Below are 25,999 nucleotides of genomic sequence, written 5' to 3' on the forward strand. Positions count from 1 at the left end.
CGGCGCCGTGCCCGGCAGACTGCCTTGGTGGTATCTGAACATCTTCTTCACAGCGCATTAAGCTTTTGCGTGCAGCAACTTTCCATCGACAATATCGAACACATGGACGCCTGCGCTGTTCTGGTGCATAGCCTCCCCATGACGGAGCCCCTACGTGCATTGATTCAGGTGACGCAACGGTGAGCAGTTCCCATGGCGAGGGCTGTCGGACATTTCGGTGGCACTACATTCTGTCGGCGATGGCCAGCGTTGCCTTGTCGATCTGGGGCGCCTACGCGACGTCGATTCCCAATCCCGATGCCTCGCTGTACCTGAGAGCGGCAGAGTATTTCTCGCAAGGTCGCTTTGCCGACGGAATGGCCATCTACCGCTGGCCGTTCTACAGCTTGCTGATTTCAGGGGTCATGTCGCTCACCGGCTTGTCGGCGCTGCTCGCCGCGCAGGTCGTCAACGGCGTCCTGACGCTCGGCACGACCGTCACTTTTGTCGCGCTCGCCTATCGGCTGACCAATGGCGACCGGGCCTTTGTGACGGTCGCAACGATCATGATCGTTTTCCAGCCCCAGCTCACGGAACTGCGATCCTGGGTGATACGCGACAACGGCTATCTCTGTTTCTTCCTCGTCGCCGTCTACTTCGCGGTAGCCGACAACCAACAGCCGTCGCTGTTCAGGAAGCTCGCCCTGCTCGCAGCACTGGCCGCCGCGACCTTGTTCCGGATCGAAGGATTCTATCTGGCAGCGCTTGTCGCCGTCTACTACATCATCATCCGGCTCAGGACCGTTACCCAGCAGGCCAGCACGATCGCCGTCTTCGTCATCGCGGTATCCGCAATACTGCCGTTCATGTTCGGCATATGGGCGAGCGGTACCTTCGCCAGATGGATCGAGGGCAAAGTCCTGCCGCAGAAGATGTCGATCTTCGGCCCCGCCATTCTCGAGCGCGTCGACATCCTCGAGAAGGATGTGCTGGTGCTCGGCTCCGGACACGGATGGCAGGCCTATGTCGCCATCGCTGTTGGACTGGCGCTCATCCAGATCGTGCGCGCGTTGACGCCGGTCTATACACTCTTCGGCCTCTTCGCGTTCCTGCCGCATCGCCTGCTGCCTCAAAAGGCCAACCTCACCGTGGTCTGGTTCGCGGCCGGCCAGTTGCCGATGCTGATCCTGTTCACCTTCATGAAGGCGCTGCTCGACTGGCGCTACGCCATGGGCTTCGCCCTGATCGCGATGTTCGCGACCGTCGCCTGCGCGACCGCGAGTTGGCGAGAACTGCTGATGGGGCGCCCCCGGGCCTTTCTGGTCTTTCCCTCCATCGTCATCGCGGTCGCCATAAGCTGGGTTCTGGACACCCCGAAGCACGGACGACTGGGGCAATATACGGATGCAGCGACCTGGATCCGCGAGAACGTGCCGGCAACCGCCAACATCTGGATGAACGAGCCGCGTATCGCCTATTTCTCGGGTCACACCTATCGGAATGTGGCAGGGGTCACCGAGATCCTCTCGCTCCCCCGTCCGGCGTTCGAGAAGAACGGGCAGATCGACGTCTTTGTCTATGCGACCGGCACCGCCGATCTCAAGGCACCGTTTCCGAATGGCCGTCCGCCCAAGGTGGTCCAGACATTCTTTGGCACGGACGGGAATTTCGTTCAGGTGTTCGCCATGTGCCGGGCGATGACGCACTGCAGCCCGCCGTCGAAGCCGGCCCCCGCCAGTCAATGAGGATCGCCCTCGGCATCCACCGGCTGCAGCCGCGCGGCGGGCTCGAAGACAACTGCCTTCGGATCGCGGCGGAACTCGATCGCCGCGGCCACGAGGCAACGTTGTTCGTAGCCGGCGCTTGTCCGGATGTGAAGTTTCCTGTCGTATCGATCGCCCCGCGGCGCAAGCCATCATCGAATCACGCGCGCGCCGCGGCCTTCGCCACAGCCTTCGTCAATGCGACGAACGGACGTTTCGACCGAACCGTCGCGTTCCAGCCCGCGCCCGGTGCCGAAATCCTGTTTCTGGCCGATGCGCTGCGTAACCGCGCGGACGCGCCTTTTCTCAAGCGCCTGACTCCCAGATTCCGGACCTTTGCCCGGCTTGAACAGGGCTGTTTCGACACACCGGCCAAGACGCGGATCATCGGCGTCGCCCTTTCCCAGATGCGAGCCGCCGTGGAGCGCTATCCCTCGAGCCGCGAGCGTGTCGCCGTCATCCCCCCCGCCATTGCGGAAACGCGGCGGCGGCCCGAGCTTCGCGATCAATTGAGGCCGGCGGCACGGGCAGAACTGGGATTGGCGCCGGACGAGCCGGCCTGGCTCTGGCTCGGCCTCCAGCCGGAAATCAAGGGCCTCGACCGCGTCATCGAAGCGCTTCCCGACCATCCCCGCGCACGCCTGCTGGTCGGAGGCCTCGGCTCCGGCGATCACAAGATGCGAAAACCCCTCGCCCGCGCCGCGCAACTCGGCGTGGGCGACCGCATCCGATGCATGGGCTACATCTCGGGAGACCGTTTCTTCAAGGCAGTCGCGGCGGCCGATGTGCTCGCCCATCCGGCGCGAGTCGAAGTCGCAGGGGCCGTGATTCTGGAGGCGATCGTGAACGGTCTGCCTGTCGTGACCACTGATATATGCGGCTTTTCCGGGCGGATCCTGGAGGCTGGCGCCGGCAAGGTCGTGACCGGCCCTTTCGCGGCCGACACCTTCAGCAGGTTTCTTGGTGACGTCGGTGGCGCCGGCAACGAGGACCTTTCACGCAGGGGCATTGCCTATGGCGCCAATCCGGAGCTCTATTCCGGCGTCGACGTTGCCTGCGACCTGATCGAGGCCGAGCATTGGCCGGCCCCTCCGGAAGGCCTCTGAACAGAAGTGCGACGCCGCTTGATGCTCCTGCCCGTCAGGGGCGTGACGCTCAGTCATGACGCCGTCGGTTCCCTCCCACCCGTTCCACTCGGGCGCACGAGGGTGAAGCCCTTCCTTCGAGGCCAAACGGCATTTGACCACCCTTCGCGCACAGGCGGCTCTGCCCAACGACCGTATCGCGGCGAAATCGGCGCCGTCGCTGCCGGCTCAGGCCTGCTTGCGCACCGCGGCCTGCGCCGCCGCCAGCCTGGCGATCGGCACGCGGAAGGGCGAGCACGAGACATAATCGAGGCCCACCTCTTCGCAGAACCTGATCGAGGCGGGATCCCCGCCGTGCTCGCCGCAGATGCCGAGCTTGATGGCGGGACGCGTGACGCGCCCCTTCTCGGCCGCTAGGCGCACCAGTTCGCCGACGCCGTCGACATCCAGCGACACGAAAGGATCCTGTTCGATGATACCCTTGCGGCGATAGGTCTCGAGGAAGGATGCGGCGTCGTCGCGGGAAATGCCGAAGGTGGTCTGGGTCAGGTCGTTCGTCCCGAAGGAGAAGAATTCGGCCGCTTCGGCGATCACATGGGCGCGTATCGCGGCACGGGGCAATTCGATCATCGTGCCGACCAGGAACTCGATCTTGACCCCCGCCTCGTCCATCACCTCCTTGCCGACGGTTTCGATATGGTTCTTGACGTAGTCGAGCTCGGCTTTCAGCCCGACCAGGGGAACCATGATTTCCGGCACGACCGGCGCACCGGTCTTCTTCGCCGCTTCCACCGCTGCTTCGAAGATGGCGCGCGCCTGCATCTCGGCGATCTCGGGATAGGAGACCGCCAGACGGCAACCGCGGTGACCGAGCATCGGATTGAACTCGTGCAGCGCCTCGGTGCGCTGGCGCAGCCTTTCGGCCGACACGTTCATCGCCGCGGCGACCTCGGCCACCTCCTCCTCCGTCTTCGGAAGGAATTCGTGGAGCGGCGGGTCGAGCAGGCGGATCGTGACAGGCAGACCCGCCATGATCTCGAACAGTTCCACGAAATCGGAGCGCTGCATCGGCAACAGCTTGGCCAGGGCGACGCGGCGCTCCTTCTCCGTGTCGGCGAGGATCATCTCGCGCATCGCCACGATCCGGTCGCCCTCGAAGAACATGTGCTCGGTCCGGCACAGCCCGATGCCTTCGGCGCCGAAGGACCGCGCCATGCGCGCATCGGACGGTGTCTCCGCATTGGTGCGCACCCTCATGCGCCGAATCGCATCGGCCCACTCCATGATCGCAGCGAAATCGCCGGAAAGCTCCGGCTGCAACATCGGGACGGCGCCTTTCAGCACCTGGCCGTTAGCGCCGTCTATGGTGATGACGTCGCCCTTGCGGAAGGTCGTGCCGAGCGTGGACAGCGTGCCGTTGCGGTAGTCGACGCGCAGCGATCCGGCGCCGGAGACGCAGGGCTTGCCCATGCCGCGCGCCACGACGGCCGCATGGCTGGTCATGCCGCCGCGGGTGGTCAGGATGCCTTCGGCCGCATGCATGCCATGGATGTCCTCGGGACTGGTCTCGACCCGCACCAGGATCACTTTGCGCCCCTGCGCCTTCAGTTCCTCGGCCTCGTCGGATGAAAAGACGATCTCGCCCGTGGCCGCGCCCGGCGAGGCAGGCAGGCCGATACCGATGACATTGCGCTCGGCCTTGGGGTCGATCGTGGGATGCAGCAACTGGTCGAGGGACGCCGGATCGATACGCGCAACGGCTTCCTCGCGGGTGATCAGCTTCTCGGCCGCCATCTCCACGGCGATCCTGAGCGCTGCCTTGGCCGTGCGCTTGCCGGAGCGTGTCTGCAGCATCCACAGCTTGCCACGCTCGATGGTGAATTCGAGATCCTGCATGTCACGGTAATGCGTCTCCAGCCGCTGGGAGATCTCGACGAAGGACTGGAACGCCTCCGGCATCAGCTTCTGCAGCGACGGCTTGTCCGAACCGGCCGCGATGCGGGCGGCCTCGGTGATGTTCTGCGGCGTGCGGATACCGGCGACGACGTCCTCGCCCTGCGCATTCACCAGGAACTCGCCATAGAGCATCTTCTCGCCGGTCGAGGGGTTGCGCGTGAAAGCGACGCCGGTGGCCGATGTTTCGCCCATATTGCCGAAAACCATGGCCTGGACGTTGACGGCCGTGCCCCAGCTCTCGGGAATGTCGTGGAGCCGGCGATAGGTGATGGCGCGATGGTTCATCCAACTCGAGAACACCGCCCCGATCGCGCCCCAGAGCTGCTCCTGCGGATCCTGGGGGAAGGGCTCGCCCAATTCTTCCTCGACCTTGGCCTTATAGAGAGCGATGACGTCCTGCCACTCGCCGGCCGACAGTTCGGTGTCGAGTTCATGGCCGAGCCTGGCCTTTTCCTCCTCGAGGATCTCCTCGAACACCTCATGGTCAAGGCCCATGACCACATCCGAATACATGTGGATGAAACGACGATAGCTGTCATAGGCGAAACGCGCGTCGCCCGCATCCCTGGCCAGCGCCTCGACCGTCACGTCGTTGAGGCCGAGATTGAGCACCGTGTCCATCATGCCCGGCATCGAGGCGCGGGAGCCGGAACGCACGGAAACCAGCAGCAGGCGCGAGGGATCGCCGAAGCTGCGGCCTGTCAGTGCGCCGACATGATCGAGCGCCGACTGGACTCCGGCCTTGAGCGTGGACGGATAGGAACGGCCGTTCGCGTAGTACCAGTTGCAGGCTTCCGTCGTGATGGTGAAGCCCGGCGGTACGGGAAGGCCGAGGCTGCACATCTCGGCGAGATTGGCACCCTTGCCGCCCAGAAGCGTGCGGTCGCCGGCCCTGCCCTCCGCCGCACCATCCCCGAACGTATAGACCCATTTCGTCATCGCGCGCGCCTCTGAAGGTTCCGGTCCAGCCCTCTTATTCGTTCGTGGAGAACGCCGCCACGATAAAATCGGTTGAAGAAAAAGTACTGGAAAAACGCGGGGATCAGCGCCAGCCGGGCGTGGGGGAAAGCACCGATGTCCTATGCGCAGGCCGCTCGACAGCGTCGCAACCCATGACATTCATGCTTGCGGCTGCCCTCCTGGCCGTATAGAACATAAAGAGAACGAGTGAGGTGCGCGATGAAAGAGACCGGCAAACTGGACTATATCGAAATGTCCGCCACGGGTTCGACGCTGGACAGCACCAAGGCCTTCTACAGCGCGGCCTTCGGCTGGTCCTTCACCGACTACGGCCCGAACTACACCGCGTTCGACGAAGGTCTGGAAGGAGGGTTCCAGACCCAGGAGCAGGCAAAGCCGCTCCCCATCCTCTATTCCAGGGAACTCGAAGCGACCTTGACAGCGGTCGAGGAAGCCGGCGGCAGGATCGTCAAGCCGATCTTTTCGTTCCCTGGAGGACGACGCTTCCATTTCGTCGATCCAGCCGGCAACGAACTGGCGGTCTGGGGACAGTAGAACATGTCTCCCGAAAGGGTGCCGTGGTTTCGGGATAAGGACATGCGCAAATCAAGAACCTGCAGCGCGTCGCGTGAATGCTTTTTCGTGCGACATGATGTGGAGCGCCGCGCTTCCATCCGAACGCGCAAAGGACACTCCAGCACTTTGAACCCACGCATCGTGCTTTCCGAAAATCGAGTACGTTCTTCGGGCCGGTAGCCACCCGACGCACTATCGCGGCTGGGCGAGCCGGGTGAGGACACCTCTCAGTGCGCCTGTCGCGAGCGCGACATCGGGCTCCTTCTGCAAGGCCATCAGATAGCGCAGGCGAAACTCGGCCTGTATGCTCTCCTCCTCGCCGAGCAACTGTCCGGCCGCGGTCAGGAAGGGAGCGAGTTCCGCAATGTCCTCCTTGTCGTCGAGCGCCTCTTCAAGCTGCACGATGAGTTGCGACAGGGCACCCATCCAGCTGAAGCGCGGATCGCCGATGACGGCGAAAAGCAGCGTATAGGGGTTCTGCAGTTCCGGATCGTCACCGGCCTCGGCGCGGATCAGCGCGCGATGAAGCCCCTTCAGCGCCGTTGCCAATTCTCCGCCTCGGGCTCGTTCCTCTTCCGTCATGAGATTCGTTCCTGATCGCATCGTGCTTTCCCAGGATCGTACTCGATTTTCGGAAAGCACGAAGCTCGGATTCAAAGCCAGAGCGTCCTTTGCGCGTCCCACTGGACGCGCGGCGCTCCGGGCGGATCAACTCGCCTCGCGCAGTCGCTCGGCTGTCTGCAGGTCGACCGAGACGAGCTGGCTGACGCCCTGCTCGGCCATGGTGACGCCGAACAGCCGGTTCATCCGCGCCATGGTGATGGGATTGTGGGTGATGACGACGAAACGCGTCTCCGTCGTCGCCGCCATCTCGTCCATCAGGTTGCAGTAGCGTTCGACATTGTGGTCGTCGAGCGGCGCATCGACCTCGTCGAGCACGCAGATCGGCGCCGGATTGGTGAGGAACACGGCGAAGATCAGCGCCATTGCGGTCAACGCCTGCTCGCCGCCGGAAAGCAGCGTCATGGTTTGCGGTTTCTTGCCAGGGGGACGCGCCAGGATTTCCAGCCCCGCCTCCAGGGGATCCTCCGATTCGATGAGCTGAAGCTCGGCGGTGCCGCCGCCGAAGAGATGCGTGAACAGGCGCTGGAACTGGCTGTTCACGACGTCGAACGCCGCCAGCAGCCTATCCCGTCCCTCGCGGTTGAGGTTCTGGATGGCCTGGCGCAGCTTGCGGATCGCCTCGATGATGTCCTCGCGTTCCGAAACGATGGTCTCGAGCCGCTCGGAAAGTTCCCTCTGTTCTTCTTCGGCGCGCAGATTGACCGCGCCCAGCCGCTCGCGCTCGATCTTGAGGCGTTCGAGCTGACGCTCGACCTCCGCCGCATCGGGCATGGGATCGTCGGCCTCGAGCCCGGTGTGGCGGATGACCAGGTGCGGGGGAGTGTTCAGCGCCTCATGGATACGGGCTTCCACTTCCTTGCGCCGCTCGTCGGCTGCCGTCAGACGCTCCTCCGCGCGAGCACGAGCCTCGCGTGCCTCGGCGAGCCCCTGGATCGCAGCGGTCGCCGCCTTGTCTGCGACCGACTGGCGGTTCTCCGCCTCCTGAAGGCGATCGGCTGCATTCTTGCGCAATGCTTCCGCATCCCTGAGCTGGCTCATCAGGGAACGACGACGCTCGTCGATCTCGTCGGGCGCTTCGGCGAGCGCCTCGCGCTCTTCGATCGCCTCGGCACGGCGCGCCGCGAGCGCTGCGATCTGGCGATCGGCGTTCTCGGCACGCGACACCCAGCTCTTGCGTTCGGCGGAGATCGCGGTGAGCCGGCGGACCCGCGCCTCCGCCTCGCGCTTCAGGCCTTCATGCACGGCTCGGGCTTCGGCAAGCGCGGCACGATCCCCGGAGACGTCGCCCGCCATCCTGTCGAGACGCGCCTGGAGATCGCCGAGATCGGGGGCCGAGGCGAGCGCATCCTCGGCATCCTGATAGGCGGCCTCGATTTCCTCGCTGCCTTGCTCCAATCGCAGCCGTGCCTCTTCGAGGGCCGCGCGTCGGGTCGAAAGCTCGCCTGCCGCCTTCTCGGCCTTTGCCAGCGCGTCGCGCGCGGCTTCGAGAGCGTGCTGGGCGCCGCGCCAGGCCTGTCGCGCATCGCGTTCGGCTTCGGCCGACTGCCGCACGCGCCCTTCGGCGCTGGCCAGTTCTTCTTCGGCCGCTCGCACCCTCTTCGTCGCGGCGACGGCTTCGGCGTCCAGTTCCGCCAGACGGTTCTTCTGCGCAAGGCGCTGCGCGGCCGGCGTCGGCGCATCGGCGCTTGCCGTCATGCCGTCCCAACGCCACAACGCGCCTTCCCGGCTGACCAGCCTCTGGCCGGGTTTCAGAGCCGCCTGGAGCGCCGCTCCCTCGCCCGCCTCGACGATGCCGATCTGGTCAAGGCGGCGTTCGAGCCGGCGCGGCGCGGATACGACCGATGCCAGCGAGCGCAGGCCCGCGGGCAGCACCGGATCGTCGGGCTGCGGTTCCACTTCGGCCCAATGCGCCGGAGCAGCAGGATCCATCGGAAGGTCGAGATCCTCGCCGAGCGCCGCGCCGAGCGCCGTTTCGTAGCCGCGCTCCACGCGCATCTGTTCGAGAACGGCCGGGAACAGGTCGCCGCTCGCAGCGTTCAGCACCTTGGCCAGCGTCCGCGCCTCGGTCTCGACGCGAGCGAGTTCGGCACGGGCCTCCTGCAAGGGTGAACGGAGTGCGGCCTCGGCCGCACGTGCATCGACGACCGCTTTCTCGGCGCCGATGGCATGGCTTTCGGCGACTTCGACCGCCTCCGCTGCCTGCTCGACCAGCAGGCGTTTCTCGGCCGGGTCGGCGAGCCCCCCGATCCGGGCGGCGATATCATCGGCTTCCCGCGCGACCTCGGCGAGCTGGCGCGCCAGCCGATCACGGCGCTCAGCCGTATCGCGCAACGCACGCTCCGCCTGCTGGCGGGCCGCGGCCGCTTCAGCCCGCTCGGCCGTCAGCGCCGCCAGGGCGCCTTCGCTCGCGGCAAGCTTGGCAGCGGCCTCCTCGAAAGCCGCTCGCGTGGTCATCTCGCGGTCGGAGGCGACGGCGTTCTCGTCCTCGAGCGTCGCCTCCTCCTCGGCGAGGCGCTCCAGTATGTCCGCATTGTCGCGGACCATCTGCTCCTCGCGACGCATGTCCGCGTCGAGCTGTGCGATGCGCTTGTCGAGCTCGGCCTGGCGGGCCTGCACCCGCCCCGCTTCTTCCTCGATCTGAGCGCGAGCGATGGAGAGGCGCTGGAAGGTCGCCGCTGCCGCCGCCTCGGCGTCGCGCAGTTCCGGCAGCCGATGGGCGCCGATCGCCTGCTCCTTGGCAGCGGCCATCTGGGCCTCGGCCCGGTCGCCGACCAGCATGGTCGCCGAGGCGAGCGCGGACTTTGCCTCGGCCTCCTGCGCCTTGGCAGCGGTCCATCGCAGATGAAGCAGAATGGCCTCGGCCTTGCGGATGTCGGCCGACAGGTTCTTGAACCGCGAGGCCTGACGCGCCTGGCGCTTCAGGCTGTCGATCTGACTTTCGAGCTCGCCGACCACATCGTCCAGCCGCTCGAGATTCTGCTCCGCAGCGCGCAGCCTCAGTTCAGCTTCGTGACGTCGCGTGTGGAGACCCGAGATGCCCGCCGCCTCTTCGAGCAGAGCGCGCCGGGCCTGCGGTTTCGCCTGGATCAGCTCGCCGATGCGGCCCTGGCCCACCATCGACGGCGAGCGCGCGCCGGTCGACTGGTCGGCGAAGAGAAGCTGCACATCCTTGGCGCGCGCTTCCTTGCCGTTGATCCTGTAGACCGAGCCTGCCTCGCGCTCGATACGGCGAGAGACCTGCAGTTCGTCGGCGTCATTGAAGGCCGCGGGCGCGGTGCGGTCGCCGTTCTCCAGGAACAGCGTCACTTCCGCCGTGTTGCGGGCAGGCCGCGTCGCCGAGCCCGAGAAAATAACGTCGTCCATGCCGGACGCGCGCATGTTCTTGTACGAGCTTTCGCCCATCACCCAGCGCAGCGCCTCGACGAGGTTCGACTTGCCGCAGCCGTTCGGGCCGACGACACCCGTCAGGCCGCGTTCGATCACGAACTCGGACGGCTCGACGAAGGATTTGAACCCGAGAAGGCGGAGTCGGGTGAACTTCATCCGCCGTCACCGCCGGACGAGCGGAAGGGCGACCCGCCCCTCCACACGGCAAAGAAGGGCCGGTTACGAAAGCAGCGGGTCGATGATCGCCGACAGTTCCGCAATCGACAACGCTCCGGGATATCTGCCCCCATCGATGAAGAAGGTTGGGGTCGAGTCCACTCCGAAATCCTTGGCGCCTCGCTCGCGCACCGCCCTCACTTCGTCCAGAAGCTTCTGGTCAGTCAAGCAGGCCTCGAAGGACTCCTGTGAAAAACCGGCCAATTTGGAGATCTGGAGCAGCGCATCCCTGGCATTTTCGGCCGCGGCCCAGCTCCGCTGCTGCTTGAACAGCACGTCCACCATCGCGAAATAGTTGTCGTTGGAGCAGCGCGCCAGCATGAAACCCGCCTCGGCGCGTGGATCGAAGGGGAACTCGCGCAGGATCAGCCGAACCTTGCCGGTATCAATGTATCTGGTCTTGAGCTCCGGCAGGGTCGTCTCATGGAAATGCGCGCAGTGCGGGCAGGTCATCGAGGCATATTCGACGATGGTGACGGGCGCGTCCTCCTTGCCGAGGCTCTTCTCAGGCAGCGCGCCTGCTTCCAGGAGCTTGGCCATGTCGACGGTTCCCGCCGGCTTCGGCGCATTGACGGCCGGCGCGGCGGGAGTGGCCGCATCGGCCGGCTTTGAAGTCTCCGCCTTGGCCTCCTCCGTGGAATCGCTGCACGCGGCAAGCATCAGCGCCGTCGGAAGCACGACCAGCGAGGTCAGAACGGACCGGCGCGGAATGGAACGGATCATCGAATCACCTGGCGAATGAGGAATCTTGCGGTCAAAAGGCACACAAAGGCGAGAGTTGGCGCGAAATAAGGCATGGCCCGATGCAAGCCAACAACGCAAAGAGCCGCAGGCGATCAATTTCACGCGAGAAATCGTCGGCTACGGTCGTTTCTTCGCGCTCAGGATCGTCGTGCCGAGGCGCTCCAGGGCCGCGCGCAGACCGTCGTCCTCGATCTTCGCGACCGTGCCGGCGACGCGTTTCTTCTCCAGTTCCGACAACGGTCGCAGCCGCGGCCTCGGCTTGTCCGGCCCCGTGTTCACCGGCTTCTGCACGATCCTGATGCGGCCGATCGCGGCGAAGCCGAGGAAGGCGTTGACCCGGCTGACGATCTCGTTCGTCTCGTGCTGGACATGGAGCGCCGCCGCGCCCTCGCATGCGATGACCAGCACGGCCGGCTCGAAAGGGTCGTCGTCGTCGAGCCGCCGCGGCCAGACGATCTTCTCGGGACGAGTGCGGCCGGCGAGCCGAGGTCCAACGATTTCCTCCCAGGATTGCACGAGACCGACCGAAATTCCGGCGCGCTTGCGCAGCACCGGATCGAGTATCTCGGTGGCGACATCGCTTACGGGCTTGGGATTGCCGCCCGGCCGTTTCCCTGTCATGACCGGTCCCCTGTCAATTCCTGCTTCCCGCATCGATCAGCCACCGCTCGATGGTAGCCGCAACACGATCCGAATACACTCCCCAAAGCGACGGCATGGCAGCACGCCTGCTCGCCTGGTACGACAAGCACCATCGTGACTTGCCGTGGCGCACGCCGCCGCGCGCCGCAGCGGCCGGCAAGCGGCCCGACCCTTATCGCGTATGGCTGTCGGAAATCATGCTGCAACAGACGACCGTGGAGGCGGTCAAGCCCTATTTCCGTGCCTTCCTCGACAGATGGCCCGACGCCGCGTCGCTGGCCGCGGCCGACCAGGAGGACGTGCTGCGGGCCTGGGCGGGCCTCGGCTACTATTCCAGGGCCCGCAATCTCAAGAAATGCGCAGACCAGCTGGCGGCGAACCACGGCGGCCGCTTTCCCGACACGGAAGCCGGGTTGCGCGACCTGCCCGGCATCGGCGACTACACCGCCGCCGCGATCGCAGCCATCGCCTTCGACCGGCCCGCGGCGGTCGTCGACGGCAATGTCGAGCGCGTCGTGACGAGGCTCTACGCCATAGCCACGCCGTTGCCGGAGGCCAAGCGGGAGATACGGGCGATCGTGGGCGATCTCGTGCCCGCCGCCCGACCGGGCGACTTCGCGCAGGCGATGATGGACCTAGGCGCCACGATCTGCACGCCGCGCCGTCCCTCATGCATGCTCTGCCCGCTCAACGCCGGCTGCGCCGCGCTGGGAGCGGGCGACCCCGAATTCTATCCGGTCAAGGCGCCAAAGGCGGAGAAGCCGCAGCGTCACGGCGCGGCCTTCGTCGCCATCGGCAAAGGCGGCACCATCCTGCTGCGCAAACGCCCGGAGAGCGGGCTGCTCGGCGGCATGAGCGAAGTGCCGACGACGGGCTGGACGGCACGCAACGACGGCGATACGAGCAGCAGAGAGGCCCCCTTTCCCGCCGAGTGGCGAAAAGCGGGAAGCATTTCGCATGTCTTCACGCATTTCGCGCTGGAGCTCGTGGTCTACCGGGCGGAGGCCGGCGACCGCGCGGCGCCAGCCGGGCACCGCTGGGCGAGGCTGGCGGATATCCACGACGAGGCGCTGCCCACTGTCATGAAAAAGGCAATCGAGGCTGCGATATCGGGCGCGACCAAAACCTCCCGAAGCATCAAGAGGAGTTCATGACCGAAATCCGTCACATCGTGTTCGACATCGGCCGCGTGCTGATCCACTACGATCCAGACCTGCCCTTCAGCCGATTGATCCTCGACCCTGATGAACGCCGCTGGTTCTTCGACAATGTCTGCACCCACGACTGGAATGTGGAGCAGGATCGAGGTCGCACCTGGGAGGAAGCCGAAAGCCTGCTCATCGCCGATCATCCGGCGCATGAGGAGAACATCCGCAACTTCCGCCGGCACTGGCACGAGATGGTGCCCCATGCCTATGAGGACAGCGTCGCGGTGATGCTCGAACTGATCGATGCCGGCCATGACGTCACGATGCTGACCAATTTCGCCTCCGACACATTCATCGAAGCCCGGCAGCGCTTTCCGTTCCTCGACCGGCCGCGCGGGGTGACCGTGTCGGGCGAGGTGCGCATGATCAAGCCGGATCGCGGTATCTACGACCACCACATGGCGAGCTTCGACCTCGACCCGGCCGCCACGATCTTCATCGACGACAGCCAGAAGAATGTCGACGGCGCCAGGCACGCCGGCTGGCAGGCTGTGCTGTTCCAGGACGCGAAAACGCTCGAGGCTGACCTCGCGCGTTTCGGGATCAGGCCGTGACCGGAGGGGCCGGCCTCTGAAATCAATCGCACTGGATATTGGCACAACCAGTGAAGGTGGATGCCGTGCATCCGCGGGATCTCGATCGCCAGCGAGGCCTATCCGGGCCGCTCGACTTTCGCGCCAACGGGGTTGGGCCGCGTGATCGCGCGCTCCAACGGTCAATTTCCCCGTCCGTTGGGCGCAGTCCTCGCTTACGCGCCGGCCCTCTCCATGCCGACACGGACGATGCGGCGCAACTCGTCGATCTGGGTGAGACCGCCGTTCCGTTCATAGTGCCAGAACGTCCAGCCGTTGCAGGCGTCGAGCCCCTGCACGGCGGCGCCCACCTTGTGGATCGACCCGACCGCGTCGCCGGCGGCCAGCGTGCCGTCGGCACGAACGGTCGCCGACCATCGCTTCCTGGCGTCGTAAAGACGGGTGCCGGGAGCCATCAGGCCGCTGTCGATCAGGCTGACGAAGGCCACCCTCGGCTCGGCCCGCTTCCCGGAAATGACGGCGAGTTCCGCGGCCTGCAGCGGCTTGACGGCGGCGATACGCTCGGCGGCCGCGTCGATATAGGCCTGCTCGCGTTCGATGCCAACGAAATGGCGGCCGAGGCGTTTTGCAACGGCACCGGTGGTTCCCGAGCCGAAGAACGGATCGAGCACGACGTCGCTCGGACGCGTCGACGCCATCATGACCCGGGCGAGCAGCGCCTCCGGCTTCTGGGTCGGGTGCAGCTTGTTGCCGTTGCCGTCCTTCAGCCGTTCCGAGCCGGTGCAGATCGGGAACAGCCAGTCGGAACGCATCTGGACGTCGTCATTGGCCGCCTTCATGGCCTCGTAGTTGAAGGTGTAGCCCTTGGCCTGCCGATCGCGGGACGCCCAGATCATGGTCTCGTGTGCGTTCTGGAAACGGCGCCCCCGGAAATTCGGCATCGGGTTGGTCTTGCGCCAGACCACGTCGTTGAGGATCCAGAATCCGAGATCCTGCATCGTTGCGCCGACACGGAAGATGTTGTGATAGGAACCGATAACCCAGATCGTGCCGCTGGGTTTCAGCACGCGGCGAACCGCCAGCATCCAGGCGCGGGTGAAGGCGTCGTAGGCCTCGAAGCTGTCGAAGCGGTCCCATTCGTCGTCGACGGCATCGACCTTCGACTGGTCCGGACGATGCAGTTCCCCGTCGAGCTGAAGATTGTATGGTGGGTCGGCGAAGACCACGTCGACCGACTTCTCGGGAAGCCTTTCCAACGCGGCGACGCAATTCCCCTTCAGGATCGTGTCGAGCCAGGCCGGCTGTGCGGAAACGGCGGAAAGTTCGTCGGCAAGACGCAGGGCAGACATGCGGGATACCCAGGTTACGCGTTACGGTTTACGTCCCGTTATGGTTACCGGACTGGGTAAAGATTTGGTGAAACGGGCCTGCCAATTTGCGGTCGGCGTGATCATCGTGTATTCCGCCGGCCTTGCCGCATGAAGCGTCGCCGATCCGCCGGCGCCCACACCTCCCGGAACGTCATGACCCAGATCGACCTTGTCATTTTCGATTGCGACGGCGTGCTCGTCGATTCCGAAATCATCGCCGCCCGTGTCGAAGCGGAACTCCTGACCGAGGCGGGCTATCCGATCTCGGCCGAGGAACTGGCCGAGACCTATGCCGGCCTGACCTTCAAGGACATCCTGCTGCGGGTCGAGGAGAAGGCGCAGATTCCGCTGCAGTCCTCCCTGATCGACAAGGCCGAAAAGGTCAACGATCACCGCCTCGCCAACGAAGTGCTGGCGATCGAGGGCGTGCACGAAGCGGTGGCGGCCCTCACCACGCCGCGCTGCATCTGCTCCAATTCGAGCGCCCATCGGCTCGATGCGATGCTGACCAGGACACGGCTGAAGCCTTTCTTCGATGGTCGGATCTACTCGGCCAAGGAGACCCCCAGCCGACGGACGAAGCCGGCGCCCGACGTCTTTCTCCACGCGGCGCAGACGCTCGGCGCCAACCCCGAGAAGACCTTCGTCATCGAGGATTCCGTACACGGCATCCACGGCGCCAAGGCCGCCGGCATGCGGGTGATCGGCTTCACCGGCGCATCGCACAGCTATCCCGGCCATGCGGATGCCCTGACCGATGCGGGGGCGGAGACGGTGATCCGGCGCTGGACCGAATTCAAGGGCACGCTGGCCGCGCTTTCGGAATGGTCCGACGCCTGAGGTCGTCGGACCCTGAATGCTTCCTATGGCGAGGAGATTTGCAGCCCGGGCTCTTGAGTTCCGGGGGCGTTGCCGCTAAATGCGGCTCACCAGGCCGGGCCCCTCTGGCAGTTCGCTGAACTGTGATGTCGGACTGGATGTCCAATCGGGTGGCCTGGCGCAATGGAACTTCGTCGATCCTAGATCTATCCGGCCGGCTTCGCATATGGCGGTGAGCGCGCCGCGTTTGCCGCCGGCCGGCGATTGATGCTTTCCGCTGCACTCGGCACCCCTTTCCGTTCGAAAGTGGGAGCTACATGAGCGAACTTCTAACCACAGAAGCCTTTTTCGCCCTCCTCCAGGTCATCATGATCGATCTCGTCCTGGCGGGAGACAACGCAATCGTCATCGGCCTTGCGGCCGCCGGCCTCCCCAAGGAGCAGCGCGCAAAGGCCATCCTCATCGGCGTCATCGCGGCGACCGTGCTGCGCGTGATCTTCGCCATGGCCACGACGCAGTTGCTGCAGGTCGTGGGTCTGCTGCTCGCCGGCGGCATCCTCCTTCTTTGGGTCTGCTGGAAGATGTGGCGCGAGTTGCGCATCAGCCATGCGGAGGAGATGCAGGGCGAGGAGGCGCTGGAAGGCCGGGATCTCGACAACGACGGCAAGATCGCCGGAACCGCACCGCGCAAAACCTTCGCGCAGGCGGCCTGGCAGATCGTCATCGCCGACGTGTCGATGTCGCTCGACAACGTGCTCGCGGTCGCGGGTGCGGCGCGCGACCACATGGTGATCATGGCATTCGGCCTGATCCTGTCGATCGCGCTGATGGGCGTCGCCGCGACTTTCATCGCCCGGCTGCTTCAGCGTCATCGCTGGATCGCCTATGTCGGCCTCGCCATCATCTTCTACGTCGCCGTGGAGATGATCTATCGGGGTGCGCTCGAAGTGGCGCCGCTCGTTTCGGGCTGACGCCCCGAATCGCCCGGGCCCGGGCTCGTTTCGCGCCCGGCCAGAGTGCTTTCCCATCGGCTGTCTGTCTGCCGGCCCGGCTGACGACGGCCGAAGCTGAGGAAGCTGCTACTTCTTCTTCGCCGGCGGACCTTCGTCATAGCCGGCGAAGACCTGGACGGAACCAGGCTGCGGCTCGGGAATGACGACGTTGGGATCATTGAAGACGAACTGGGTGGCGCCCGACTTGTCGCCGACAGTCACCTGATGTTGGTGCAGCTTGCTGTAGAGTACCTCGTCGCCCCGCACCACGGCGACGCGGATCGGCATGGTGATGGTTCCAGGCGCGCCGGCCGGCCCCGTAACGATCTTGCCCGCCGCCGCGACATTGATGGTCATCATGCCGTTGCTGCGCGTGCAGCTTCGCGTCACATCCGTGATCGCCGCCTGGTAGGCGAGCTTGGTTGGATCGTCCTGCCCGCCTTTGGCATAAGTCCTGTAATAGGCCGTCCCGTCGCGCAGGATCACCCCCGGGCAGTAAGCCCGCAATTCACTTTCGAGGATCTTTTCCTGAGGAGGTTTCGGCGCATCCGCATTGGAGCCGGGAGCGACGCCGGATTGGCAGCCGGCGGCGACCAGGATAAAGCCGGCAAAGGCGAAACCGACAATAAATTGCTTCTGGTTCAAAAAAGTCCCCACTTCACTTCCCTGTCGAGAGCGGGCCGTCTATAGCAACCGCGCGGCAAAAATGCGACTGACGGGAGCCAGTTTTTCGGAAGCGCCGACGCTTTGCTGCAACGGACAGGTGACGATGCGATATGTCAGCACACGGGGCGACGCTCCGGATCTGGGCTTCTCGGACGCGCTGCTTGCGGGCCTGGCCCGCGACGGCGGGCTGTATGTGCCCAGGGAATGGCCGAGCTTCACGGCGGCCGATATTCGTGCGATGCGCGGCCTCTCCTACCCCGACCTCGCAGCGAGGCTCCTGACGCCCTTCGTCGGCGGCGAGATCGAGGAACGGAAGTTCGCCGGTATCATCGCCGAGGCCTATGCCACCTTCCGGCACGACGCGGTATGCCCCATCGTCCAGACAGGTCCCAACCAGTTCATCCTCGAGCTCTTCCACGGCCCGACGCTCGCCTTCAAGGACGTGGCGATGCAACTCCTGGCCCGGCTCATGGACCATGTGCTGGCCGAGCAGGGCAAGCGCGCCACGATCGTCGGCGCAACCTCTGGCGACACCGGCGGGGCGGCGATCGAAGCCTTCGCGGGCCGCGACCGCACCGACATTTTCATCCTCTTTCCGCATGGCCGCGTGTCACCCGTCCAGCAGCGGCAAATGACGAGTTCGAAGGCCGGAAACGTCCAGACGCTCGCGATCGAAGGCGACTTCGACGACTGCCAGGCACTGGTGAAGGACATGTTCAACGACCACGGCTTCCGCGACCATGTCGCGCTGGCCGGCGTCAACTCCATCAACTGGGCGCGCATCATGGCCCAGATCGTCTATTATTTCTCCTCGGCGCTTTCGCTCGGAGCCCCCGACCGCGCCGTTTCCTTCACCGTGCCGACCGGCAATTTCGGCGACATCTTCGCCGGCTACGCCGCCAGGCGCATGGGCCTGCCGGTCGAGCGACTGGTCATCGCCACCAACGACAACGACATTCTTGCCCGCACGCTCGCCAGCGGCAGCTACGAGACGCGCGGCGTGGTCGCCACGACATCTCCGTCGATGGACATACAGGTCTCGTCCAATTTCGAGAGGCTGTTGTTCGAAGCCTCGGGACGCGACGCCGCGACGGTGAGACGTTACATGGCGGGTCTGAAACAGTCCGGCGCTTTCACCCTCGATGCCCCGGTTCTGGCGGCCATCCGGAACGAGTTCGCGGCCGGGCGCGCCTCGGTCGAGGAAACGGCGGCGGCGATTCGCGGCACACTCGACGGGACCGGCTATCTCCTGGATCCTCATACCGCGACCGGCGTCCATGTCGCCCGCTCTCATGGCGGGTCCGCCACGCCCATGGTCGTGCTCGCGACCGCCCATCCGGCCAAGTTTCCCGCGGCTGTCGAAGCCGCCTGCGGCGTCTCCCCCGCCCTGCCCGCGTGGCTCGGTGACCTGATGGCGCGCGAGGAAAAATTCACGGTGCTTCCATCGGAGCTAAAAATGGTGGAAGATCACATAAACCGCCATGCGCGGGCAGTGCGTTAGGGAGTAGTGCCTATATGGGTGTTGAGGTAAGCCGCCTGTCGAACGGCCTCACAGTCGCCACCGAAACCCTTTCTCATATCGAATCCGTTGCACTCGGCGTGTGGGTCAAGTCCGGCTCGCGCAACGAACGCGAGGACGAGCACGGCATCGCCCATCTGCTCGAGCACATGGCGTTCAAGGGAACCGCGCGTCGGAGCGCCTGGCAGATCGCCTCGGAGATCGAAAATGTCGGCGGCGAGATCAACGCCGCGACGAGCGTCGAGACGACATCCTTCTATGCCCGCGTTCTGTCCGAAGACGTTCCGCTCGCCATCGACATCCTGGCCGACATCCTGACCGAATCGCGGTTCGATCCGGAAGAGCTCGAACGCGAGCAACATGTCATCCTGCAGGAGATCGGTGCCGCGCACGATACGCCCGACGACATCGTCTTCGATCGCTTCACCGAGACCGCTTTTCGCCACCAGACGCTCGGCCGTTCCATCCTCGGCACGCCCGAGACCGTGAAATCCTTCACTTCGCAGCAGCTCCGTTCCTTCATGGACCGCCAGTACGGCGCCGACCGGATGGTGGTCGTGGCTGCCGGCGACATCAAGCACGACGCCTTCGTTCGCGAGGTCGAGAAACGGCTGGGATCGTTCCGCGCGAAGGCCGATAGCGCCATCCCTCAATATGCCAACTATGTCGGTGGCGACTACCGTGAGAACCGCGACCTGATGGACGCGCAGATCGTGCTCGGCTTCGAGGGCCGGGCCTATCATGTGCGCGACTTCTATGCCTCGCAGGTGCTTTCGATGATCCTCGGCGGCGGAATGTCGTCCCGCCTGTTCCAGGAAGTGCGCGAGAAGCGCGGGCTCTGTTACTCCGTCTACGCCTTCCATTGGGGCTTCTCGGATACCGGCATCTTCGGAATCCATGCCGCAACGGGACAGAGCGACATCTCCAAGCTTGTTCCCGTCATCGTCTCCGAGCTGCAGAAAACCAGCGAGACGATCACGATGGAGGAACTGAACCGGGCCCGCGCGCAGTATCGTGCGGGCCTCGTCATGTCGGCGGAGAGCGCGGCGAGCCGCGCCTCGCAGATCGCACGGCAGCTTCTTCTGTTCGGCCGGCCGATCCCGATGGCGGAATTGGTCGAGCGCCTTTCCAATCTCACCATCGAGCGGCTGACGGACCTGTCGTCGCGCCTGTTCTCGACCAAGCCAACTGTGGCCGCGGTCGGGCCGGTCGGTGCGCTCGCCGCCTATGAGGCGATCCGAGACGCCCTGCCCAACGCCGATCCGGCCCTGCGCAAACTGGCCGTCTGATCCCACTTCCGGCCGATGCTGTCGCTCCCCTTCCTTCGCCGTGACACGCCGGCGCTCAAGGGAGATCGGGTGACGTTGCGGCTGCCGGTGGGGGCCGACTATCACGCCTGGGCGTCGTTGCGCCACGAAAGCCGCCGCTTCCTGGAGCCATGGGAGCCCCGCTGGTCGGCGGACGAGCTCGAGCGGAGCGCCTGGCGCCAGCGATTGCGGCGCTACCGGGAAGACTTCGCCCTCGGCTTGGCAGTCGCCTTCTTCATCTTCGACAACGAGACCGGGGGCCTCATCGGCGGCATCACGCTCGGCAACATCCGCCATGGCGTCGCTCAATCCGGCCAGATCGGCTATTGGGTGGGTGAGCGTCACGCCGGCAAGGGCTATATGCTGGAGGCCATCCGGCTCGTCATCCCCTACGCCTTCGATACGCTGCGGTTGCACCGCATCGAGGCAGCCTGTATTCCGGACAATGTCCGTTCTGCGCGCGTGCTTGAAAAAGCCGGATTCCGGCGCGAAGGGCTTCTGCGCTCCTACCTCAGGATCAACGGAACCTGGCAGGATCATCATCTTTATGCCCTGATCGCCGACGATCGGGGCGACACCAGACGAGGCTGAATTTTTGGCGATCTTCCTTCGGACGCGCATCCTGCTCGCGCTCGCCCTGGCGGCGATTGCCGCAGTCTGCGCCGTCTCCCCGGCTTCCGCGATCGAGCCGATCAAGATATCCCGCGACGACGTTGCGCTCGATCTCTCGGGCGCGGTCGAGATCTACCGGAACCAGGGCGAGAACTTCCAGGTTTCGACGGCTCCCGGCCCCGACGGCATCGTGAGACGCATCGAGGTCGAGGCCAACGACGCGCGCTCGACCGGCGACTGGGCGGTCTTTGCGCTCGCCAACACCACCGACCAGCAGCTCGACCGTCTGATCGTCGCGCCGCATTTCCGGCTCGTGAATTCCGGCCTGTTCTGGCCCGACCTGGGTTCGAGCCGCATCGCGGCGATCACGCCCAGCGAAGGCTTCGCGCTCGACCGGCAGGCGAGCCCGGACGCCGACGTCTTCCTCGTCACCATCAATCCCGGCGCGGTGATCACCTTCGTCGCCGAACTTGCCTCGCCCAAGCTGCCGCAGGTCTATCTATGGGACCCCGAGCCCTATAAGGATACGGTCAATTCCTACACGCTGTTCCGCGGCATCGTGATCGGCATCGCCGGGCTTCTGGCGCTGTTCCTCACCATCCTTTTCGTGGTGAAGGGAACCTCCATGTTCCCGGCCACCGCCGCGCTCGCCTGGGCGGTGCTCGCCTATATCTGTATCGACTTCGGTTTCCTCAACAAGGTCATCGAGATATCGCCCGGCAGCGAGCAGCTGTGGCGGGCCGGAACGGAAGTGGCGCTCGCCGGCACCTTCGTGGTGTTCCTGTTCACCTATCTCAACCTCAATCGCTGGCACGGCCATTTCAGCTACGGCGCGCTCGCCTGGATACTGGGCCTGTTCCTGATCGCCGGCGTGGCGGTCATAGACCCCGCCGTCGCGGCCGGCATCGCACGCCTGTCCTTCGCGGCCACGGCAGTGATCGGGCTCGGCCTGATCGTCTATCTCGGCACGCAAGGCTACGACCGCGCGATCATGCTGGTGCCAAGCTGGCTGATGGTGCTGGTGTGGCTCGGCGGGTCGTGGATGGCGGTGACAGGCATGCTCGACAACGACGTCGTCCAGCCGGCCCTCGGCGGGGGGCTGATCCTGATCATCCTCCTGATTGGCTTCACGGTGATGCAGCACGCCTTCGCGGGCGGCGCGCTGCACCAGGGCCTGTTCAGCGACATGGAGCGCCAGGCTTTGGCGATCACCGGCTCGGGCGACATCGTCTGGGACTGGGATGTGCTGCGCGACCGCGTGGTGACCCGGCCCGACGTCAGTCTGCAGCTCGGCCTCGCCGCCAATGCCCTCACCGGGCCGGCGCGCAACTGGCTGCCCGTGCTCCACAGCGACGACCGCGACACATTCCGCACGACTCTGGACGTGGTGCTGGAGCATCGCCGCGGCCGCGTTTCCCAGAACTTCCGGCTGCGCGGCTCCGACGGCCACTATCACTGGTTCTCGCTGCGCGCCCGCCCCGTGGTCGGGTCCGACGGCGAAGTGATCCGCTGCGTGGGCACGCTTGTCGACGTGACGGAGCAGAAGAAGGCCGAGGAACGGCTGCTGCACGATGCCGTCCACGATAATCTGACGGGGCTGCCCAACCGGGAGCTGTTCCTCAACAGGCTCGACGGCATGATCGCCATCGCCCGCTCCGAGGAAAGGCTGCGGCCGACTGTCTTCGTCGTCGACATCGACCGCTTCAAGCAGGTCAATGACGGCCTCGGCATTTCCGCAGGCGACACGATCCTGCTCACCATCGCAAGGCGCCTGCACCGCCTGCTGAAACCGCGTGACGCGCTGTCGAGGCTCGCGGGCGACCAGTTCGCCATGATGCTGCTGTCCGAGCAGGATCCGGCACGCATTGCGGCGGTGGCCGACGCGGTCAAGCAGGCGATCCGCGCGCCGATCACCTTCGCCAAGCGCGAGATCGTGCTCACCGCTTCCATCGGCCTGCTCACCTGGACGGATTCGCAGTCGACCGCCGACGACATGATCAAGGACGCGCAGCTCGCCATGCATCAGGCGAAGCGCTTCGGCGGCGATCGCATCGAGCCTTTCCGGCCGGCCTTCCGGTCCGTGGGGACCGACCGGCTCCAGCTCGAATCCGACCTGCGGCGGGCGATCGAACGCAAGGAGCTCACGCTGGCCTATCAGCCGATCGTGCGCCTCGAAGACCGCAGCATCGCCGGTTTCGAAGCGCTGATCCGATGGGATCATCCACGGCGGGGGCTGATCCCTCCGTCGGATTTCATTCCGGTCGCCGAGAATTGCGACCTGATCGTGCCGCTCGGCCTGTTCGTCATGCAAAGGGCCGCCGAGGATTTGTCGAATTGGCAGCGCCAGATCGGCGACGTGCCCCTGTCCATGTCGGTCAATCTTTCGAGCAGACAGCTCATCCGCCGCGACCTTGTCAGCGATGTGCGCTCGGTCGTCGCCCGCGCCGGCATCAAGCCGCGCTGCTTCCGCCTCGAACTGACCGAATCCCTCGTGATGGACAATCCGGAACAGTCGGCCCATGTGCTCGCCAAGCTGAAGCAGCTCGGCATAGGCCTGTCGCTCGACGATTTCGGCACCGGCTACTCGTCGCTCTCCTATCTGACGCGCTTCCCCTTTGACACGATCAAGATCGACAAGAGCTTCCTGGACGACAGCACGCCCAAGCGCGACGTGCTGCTGAAATCCATGATCAACATGGCGCACGAGCTCGGCCTCTCGGTCGTGGCCGAGGGCATTTCAGACGAGCACGACGCTCTGCAGCTCAGGCAGATAGGCTGCGAATATGCGCAGAGCTACATGTTCGGGGCGCCCATGGCGGGCGACGCGGCGCTCAAGACGCTGAAGGAACAGTATCCGCTGGCTCAGGCGTGACCGGCGCTGTGGCTCAGCCGCGTCGGGTCGATGCCGATCGAGGCGAGGATCCGGTCATATTTGCGCTCGATGTCGGTATCGAACAGGAGATCGATGTTCGCCGGGCAGGTGAGCCAGCCATTGTCGGCGATCTCGCTCTCCAGCTGACCCGCACCCCAGCCCGCATAGCCGAGGGCCATCAGCGCATGGCGCGGGCCGCGCCCGGCGGAGATCGCCCGCAATATGTCGACCGTCGCCGTCAGGCAGACGTCTTCCGAGACGGGCATAGAGGATTCGACGGTATAGTCGTCCGAATGCAGCACGAAGCCCCGGCTGCGATCGACCGGACCGCCGTTGCGGATCATGAAGTCCCGTGTCTTGGACGGCAGCCGGATCGCCTCCTGTTCGTCCATGATACCGAGCTGGACCAGAAGGTCTGGAAAGCGCATCTGCTGGACCTGGTTGATGATCAGCCCCATCGCGCCTTCCTCGCTATGGGCGCAGACATAGATGACCGAACGCGCGAATCGATCATCCTTCATGCCGGGCATGGCGATGAGGAACTGATCATCGAGGAAGCCGCGATTCGACACGGCCCCTTTTCGCCGCAGGAGATCCATCGGAGAAAGGTAACGCTTTTTTCCCGCCGTTGAAAGATGAGTTTCGGCCCGGAAGGGCCCCAGCCTCACGCAAAAATGATGGAGAGATGCCCTTCTCCGGATTGCCGAGCCTGCGTCCAACGGTCAAATCTCCGCCATGCTTCGCCAGAGCCTGATCCTCTTGTTCGTTCTTGCCGCGCGTCCCCTGGAAGCCGTTGCGTCGTCGAGCGCCTGGCTCGAAACGCAGGGTGGACGGGTGCGGCTCGTCACGGCCGGCGCTCCGGATGCCCATGGCCTCCTCACCGGCGCCCTCCAGATCGATCTCCTGCCCGGCTGGAAGACCTATTGGCGGGATCCGGGCGAGGCGGGCGTGCCGCCCGTCGTGGATGTCTCGGCCAGCCCGAGCATCGTTTCGGCCGAGCTTTCCTTTCCGGCACCGCATCGTTTCGACGACGGCTATTCGAAATGGGCCGGCTACAAGCATTCGGTCGCGCTGCCGGTGAAGTTCACGCTGAAGGGTTCGGAGGCGGGCAAAATCGACGCCGACATCTTCCTGGGCATCTGCGAGACGATCTGCATTCCGGTCCAGGGCCGGCTGGAGGTAGACCCCGCCGGCGATCCCGGCAACGCCGCCGACACGGCCTTGGTGGAGGCAGCGTTCGCCGCGCTGCCGAAACCCGAGCATCCCGGCTTCGGCGTGAAGCTCCTGGCGAGCGACGCCGGGCATGTCGAAGTCGAGGCGCATGCGCCGGCCGGCGCCGAACCGATTGATTTCTTCCTCGCCGGCGAACAGGGCTATGTCTTCGGCACGCCCGAACGCCGAGAGGCCGGCGGCAAGGTCCGATTCTCGATCCCGCTGCTGGCGCGGCCCGCGACCGCGCCGACCCAGGGTGCGCTGCGCTACACGCTGACGACGGATGCCGGCGCTGTGGAAGGCGCCCTGCCCTTTCCCTGATCAGCTTTCGCGGCGGGCGATTGCGGCGGCGCGATCGAGCAGCTAAGGCTTGCCGCCCATCGACCGCCAACAAAAGGACAGGCGACATGACCATCAAGATCGGTGACAAGCTCCCCGAAGCCAGCTTCAAGATCATGACCGACGACGGGGCCAAGGACATGACCACGGCGGAGCTCTTCGCCGGGAAGAAGGTCGTGCTGTTCGCCGTGCCTGGAGCCTTCACGCCGACGTGCAGCAACAACCACCTGCCGGGCTATCTGGAGAACCGCGACGCCATTCTGGCCAAGGGCGTGGACACGATCGCCGTGGTGGCCGTCAACGACCAGTTCGTCATGCGTGCCTGGGCCCGTTTCACGGGCGCTGAAGGCAAGATCCTGTTCCTCGCCGACGGCAGCGGCCACTTCGTCAAGTCGATCGGGCTCGACATTGATCTGAGCGCCGGCGGCCTCGGACTCCGCTCCAAGCGTTTCTCCATGATCGTCGAGAATGGCCAGGTGACCGCGCTCAACGTCGAGGATGCTCCGGGACAGGCCGTAATTTCCGGCGCGGCGAAGATCCTCGAACAGCTCTGAGATCAAAGGGCGGCCTCGGACACGACCGGGCCGCCCTGTCATCCAAAACGCCTGAGCCTCGGCC

21 protein-coding genes are annotated in these 25,999 nt (G+C 65.1%); 13 read left to right on the forward strand and 8 right to left on the reverse strand.

All coding sequences use genetic code 11. From position 1 onward, the window contains the following. The first annotated feature begins 179 nt into the window (after nt 1–179). Together JN302_RS29285 and JN302_RS29290 are read left to right on the forward strand one after the other, a co-directional pair. Nucleotides 180–1,724, forward strand: a complete 1,545-nt coding sequence (locus JN302_RS29285; protein WP_202330045.1) for a hypothetical protein — start codon at nt 180–182, stop codon at nt 1,722–1,724. Further along, nucleotides 1,721–2,848, forward strand: a complete 1,128-nt coding sequence (locus JN302_RS29290; protein ID WP_202330046.1) for a glycosyltransferase family 4 protein — start codon at nt 1,721–1,723, stop codon at nt 2,846–2,848. Before JN302_RS29285 ends, JN302_RS29290 begins: the two co-directional genes overlap by 4 nt. Before the next feature lie 207 nt (nt 2,849–3,055). On the opposite strand, the gene ppdK is transcribed toward JN302_RS29290, so the two are convergent. Further along, nucleotides 3,056–5,722: a pyruvate, phosphate dikinase gene (gene ppdK / locus JN302_RS29295; protein WP_202330047.1), complete on the reverse strand. Its 2,667-nt coding sequence runs from the start codon at nt 5,720–5,722 to the stop codon at nt 3,056–3,058. 240 nt (nt 5,723–5,962) lie between these two features. Between ppdK and JN302_RS29300 the strand changes: the two genes are divergently transcribed. Beyond that, nucleotides 5,963–6,298, forward strand: a complete 336-nt coding sequence (locus tag JN302_RS29300) for a VOC family protein (protein ID WP_202307744.1) — start codon at nt 5,963–5,965, stop codon at nt 6,296–6,298. Between the two features lie 213 nt (nt 6,299–6,511). Here JN302_RS29300 and JN302_RS29305 read toward each other — a convergent pair whose 3' ends face one another. From JN302_RS29305 to JN302_RS29320, 4 genes are all read right to left on the reverse strand, one after another. After that, entirely contained in the window at nt 6,512–6,922 is a 411-nt protein-coding gene (locus JN302_RS29305; RefSeq protein WP_202330048.1) for a hypothetical protein, read from the reverse strand. Between the two features lie 105 nt (nt 6,923–7,027). Further along, nucleotides 7,028–10,486, reverse strand: coding sequence for a chromosome segregation protein SMC (smc, locus tag JN302_RS29310; RefSeq protein WP_202330049.1), 3,459 nt, complete (start codon nt 10,484–10,486; stop codon nt 7,028–7,030). A gap of 63 nt (nt 10,487–10,549) precedes the next feature. Further along, the gene (locus JN302_RS29315) at nt 10,550–11,269 is read right to left on the reverse strand and encodes a DsbA family protein (RefSeq protein ID WP_202330050.1); all 720 of its coding nucleotides are present in this window, start codon (nt 11,267–11,269) and stop codon (nt 10,550–10,552) included. Nucleotides 11,270–11,407: 138 nt separating this feature from the next. Continuing rightward, the gene (locus tag JN302_RS29320; RefSeq protein WP_202307748.1) at nt 11,408–11,911 is read right to left on the reverse strand and encodes a DUF721 domain-containing protein; all 504 of its coding nucleotides are present in this window, start codon (nt 11,909–11,911) and stop codon (nt 11,408–11,410) included. A 50-nt stretch (nt 11,912–11,961) separates the two neighbouring features. On the opposite strand from JN302_RS29320, the gene mutY reads away from it, so the two are divergent. Together mutY and JN302_RS29330 are read left to right on the forward strand one after the other, a co-directional pair. Further along, nucleotides 11,962–13,086: an A/G-specific adenine glycosylase gene (gene mutY / locus JN302_RS29325; protein WP_202330051.1), complete on the forward strand. Its 1,125-nt coding sequence runs from the start codon at nt 11,962–11,964 to the stop codon at nt 13,084–13,086. Next, nucleotides 13,083–13,694 carry an HAD family hydrolase gene (locus JN302_RS29330; RefSeq protein ID WP_202330052.1) on the forward strand — a complete coding sequence of 204 codons (612 nt, stop codon included), beginning with the start codon at nt 13,083–13,085 and terminating at the stop codon, nt 13,692–13,694. Before mutY ends, JN302_RS29330 begins: the two co-directional genes overlap by 4 nt. A 194-nt stretch (nt 13,695–13,888) precedes the next feature. On the opposite strand, the gene JN302_RS29335 is transcribed toward JN302_RS29330, so the two are convergent. Beyond that, nucleotides 13,889–15,022, reverse strand: a complete 1,134-nt coding sequence (locus JN302_RS29335) for a site-specific DNA-methyltransferase (RefSeq protein WP_202330053.1) — start codon at nt 15,020–15,022, stop codon at nt 13,889–13,891. 174 nt (nt 15,023–15,196) lie between these two features. Here JN302_RS29335 and JN302_RS29340 point away from each other — a divergent pair, with 174 nt between their 5' ends. After that, the gene (locus JN302_RS29340) at nt 15,197–15,883 is read left to right on the forward strand and encodes an HAD family hydrolase (protein WP_202307752.1); all 687 of its coding nucleotides are present in this window, start codon (nt 15,197–15,199) and stop codon (nt 15,881–15,883) included. 296 nt (nt 15,884–16,179) lie between these two features. After that, nucleotides 16,180–16,833 (forward strand): TerC family protein, encoded by a 654-nt coding sequence (locus JN302_RS29345; RefSeq protein WP_202307754.1) that lies wholly within the window; start codon nt 16,180–16,182, stop codon nt 16,831–16,833. 108 nt (nt 16,834–16,941) lie between these two features. On the opposite strand, the gene JN302_RS29350 is transcribed toward JN302_RS29345, so the two are convergent. Further along, on the reverse strand, nt 16,942–17,499 hold the full coding sequence (locus tag JN302_RS29350) for a hypothetical protein (RefSeq protein ID WP_244845997.1): 558 nt from the start codon (nt 17,497–17,499) through the stop codon (nt 16,942–16,944). A 124-nt stretch (nt 17,500–17,623) separates the two neighbouring features. On the opposite strand from JN302_RS29350, the gene thrC reads away from it, so the two are divergent. From thrC to JN302_RS29370, 4 genes are read left to right on the forward strand one after another with little or no spacing between them, the layout of a single operon-like run. After that, nucleotides 17,624–19,021, forward strand: coding sequence for a threonine synthase (gene thrC, locus JN302_RS29355; protein ID WP_202330055.1), 1,398 nt, complete (start codon nt 17,624–17,626; stop codon nt 19,019–19,021). 14 nt (nt 19,022–19,035) lie between these two features. Continuing rightward, nucleotides 19,036–20,328, forward strand: coding sequence for a M16 family metallopeptidase (locus tag JN302_RS29360; RefSeq protein ID WP_202307758.1), 1,293 nt, complete (start codon nt 19,036–19,038; stop codon nt 20,326–20,328). A 15-nt stretch (nt 20,329–20,343) separates the two neighbouring features. Further along, entirely contained in the window at nt 20,344–20,937 is a 594-nt protein-coding gene (locus tag JN302_RS29365; protein ID WP_202330056.1) for a GNAT family N-acetyltransferase, read from the forward strand. Between the two features lie 4 nt (nt 20,938–20,941). Beyond that, nucleotides 20,942–23,830 carry an EAL domain-containing protein gene (locus tag JN302_RS29370; protein WP_202307760.1) on the forward strand — a complete coding sequence of 963 codons (2,889 nt, stop codon included), beginning with the start codon at nt 20,942–20,944 and terminating at the stop codon, nt 23,828–23,830. Here JN302_RS29370 and JN302_RS29375 read toward each other — a convergent pair. Further along, on the reverse strand, nt 23,821–24,429 hold the full coding sequence (locus tag JN302_RS29375) for a YqgE/AlgH family protein (protein WP_202330057.1): 609 nt from the start codon (nt 24,427–24,429) through the stop codon (nt 23,821–23,823). The two genes, JN302_RS29370 and JN302_RS29375, sit on opposite strands and share 10 nt — an antisense overlap. A 136-nt stretch (nt 24,430–24,565) precedes the next feature. Here JN302_RS29375 and JN302_RS29380 point away from each other — a divergent pair, with 136 nt between their 5' ends. Both JN302_RS29380 and JN302_RS29385 read left to right on the forward strand, forming a co-directional pair. Then, a complete protein-coding gene (locus JN302_RS29380) occupies nt 24,566–25,363 on the forward strand; it encodes a protein-disulfide reductase DsbD domain-containing protein (RefSeq protein ID WP_202330058.1) in 798 nt (265 codons plus the stop codon). An 86-nt stretch (nt 25,364–25,449) separates the two neighbouring features. Continuing rightward, on the forward strand, nt 25,450–25,935 hold the full coding sequence (locus tag JN302_RS29385; RefSeq protein WP_202330059.1) for a peroxiredoxin: 486 nt from the start codon (nt 25,450–25,452) through the stop codon (nt 25,933–25,935). Nucleotides 25,936–25,999: the final 64 nt, after the last annotated feature.

It is taken from the genome of Mesorhizobium sp. L-8-3, assembly GCF_016756615.1.
Lineage (GTDB): Bacteria > Pseudomonadota > Alphaproteobacteria > Rhizobiales > Rhizobiaceae.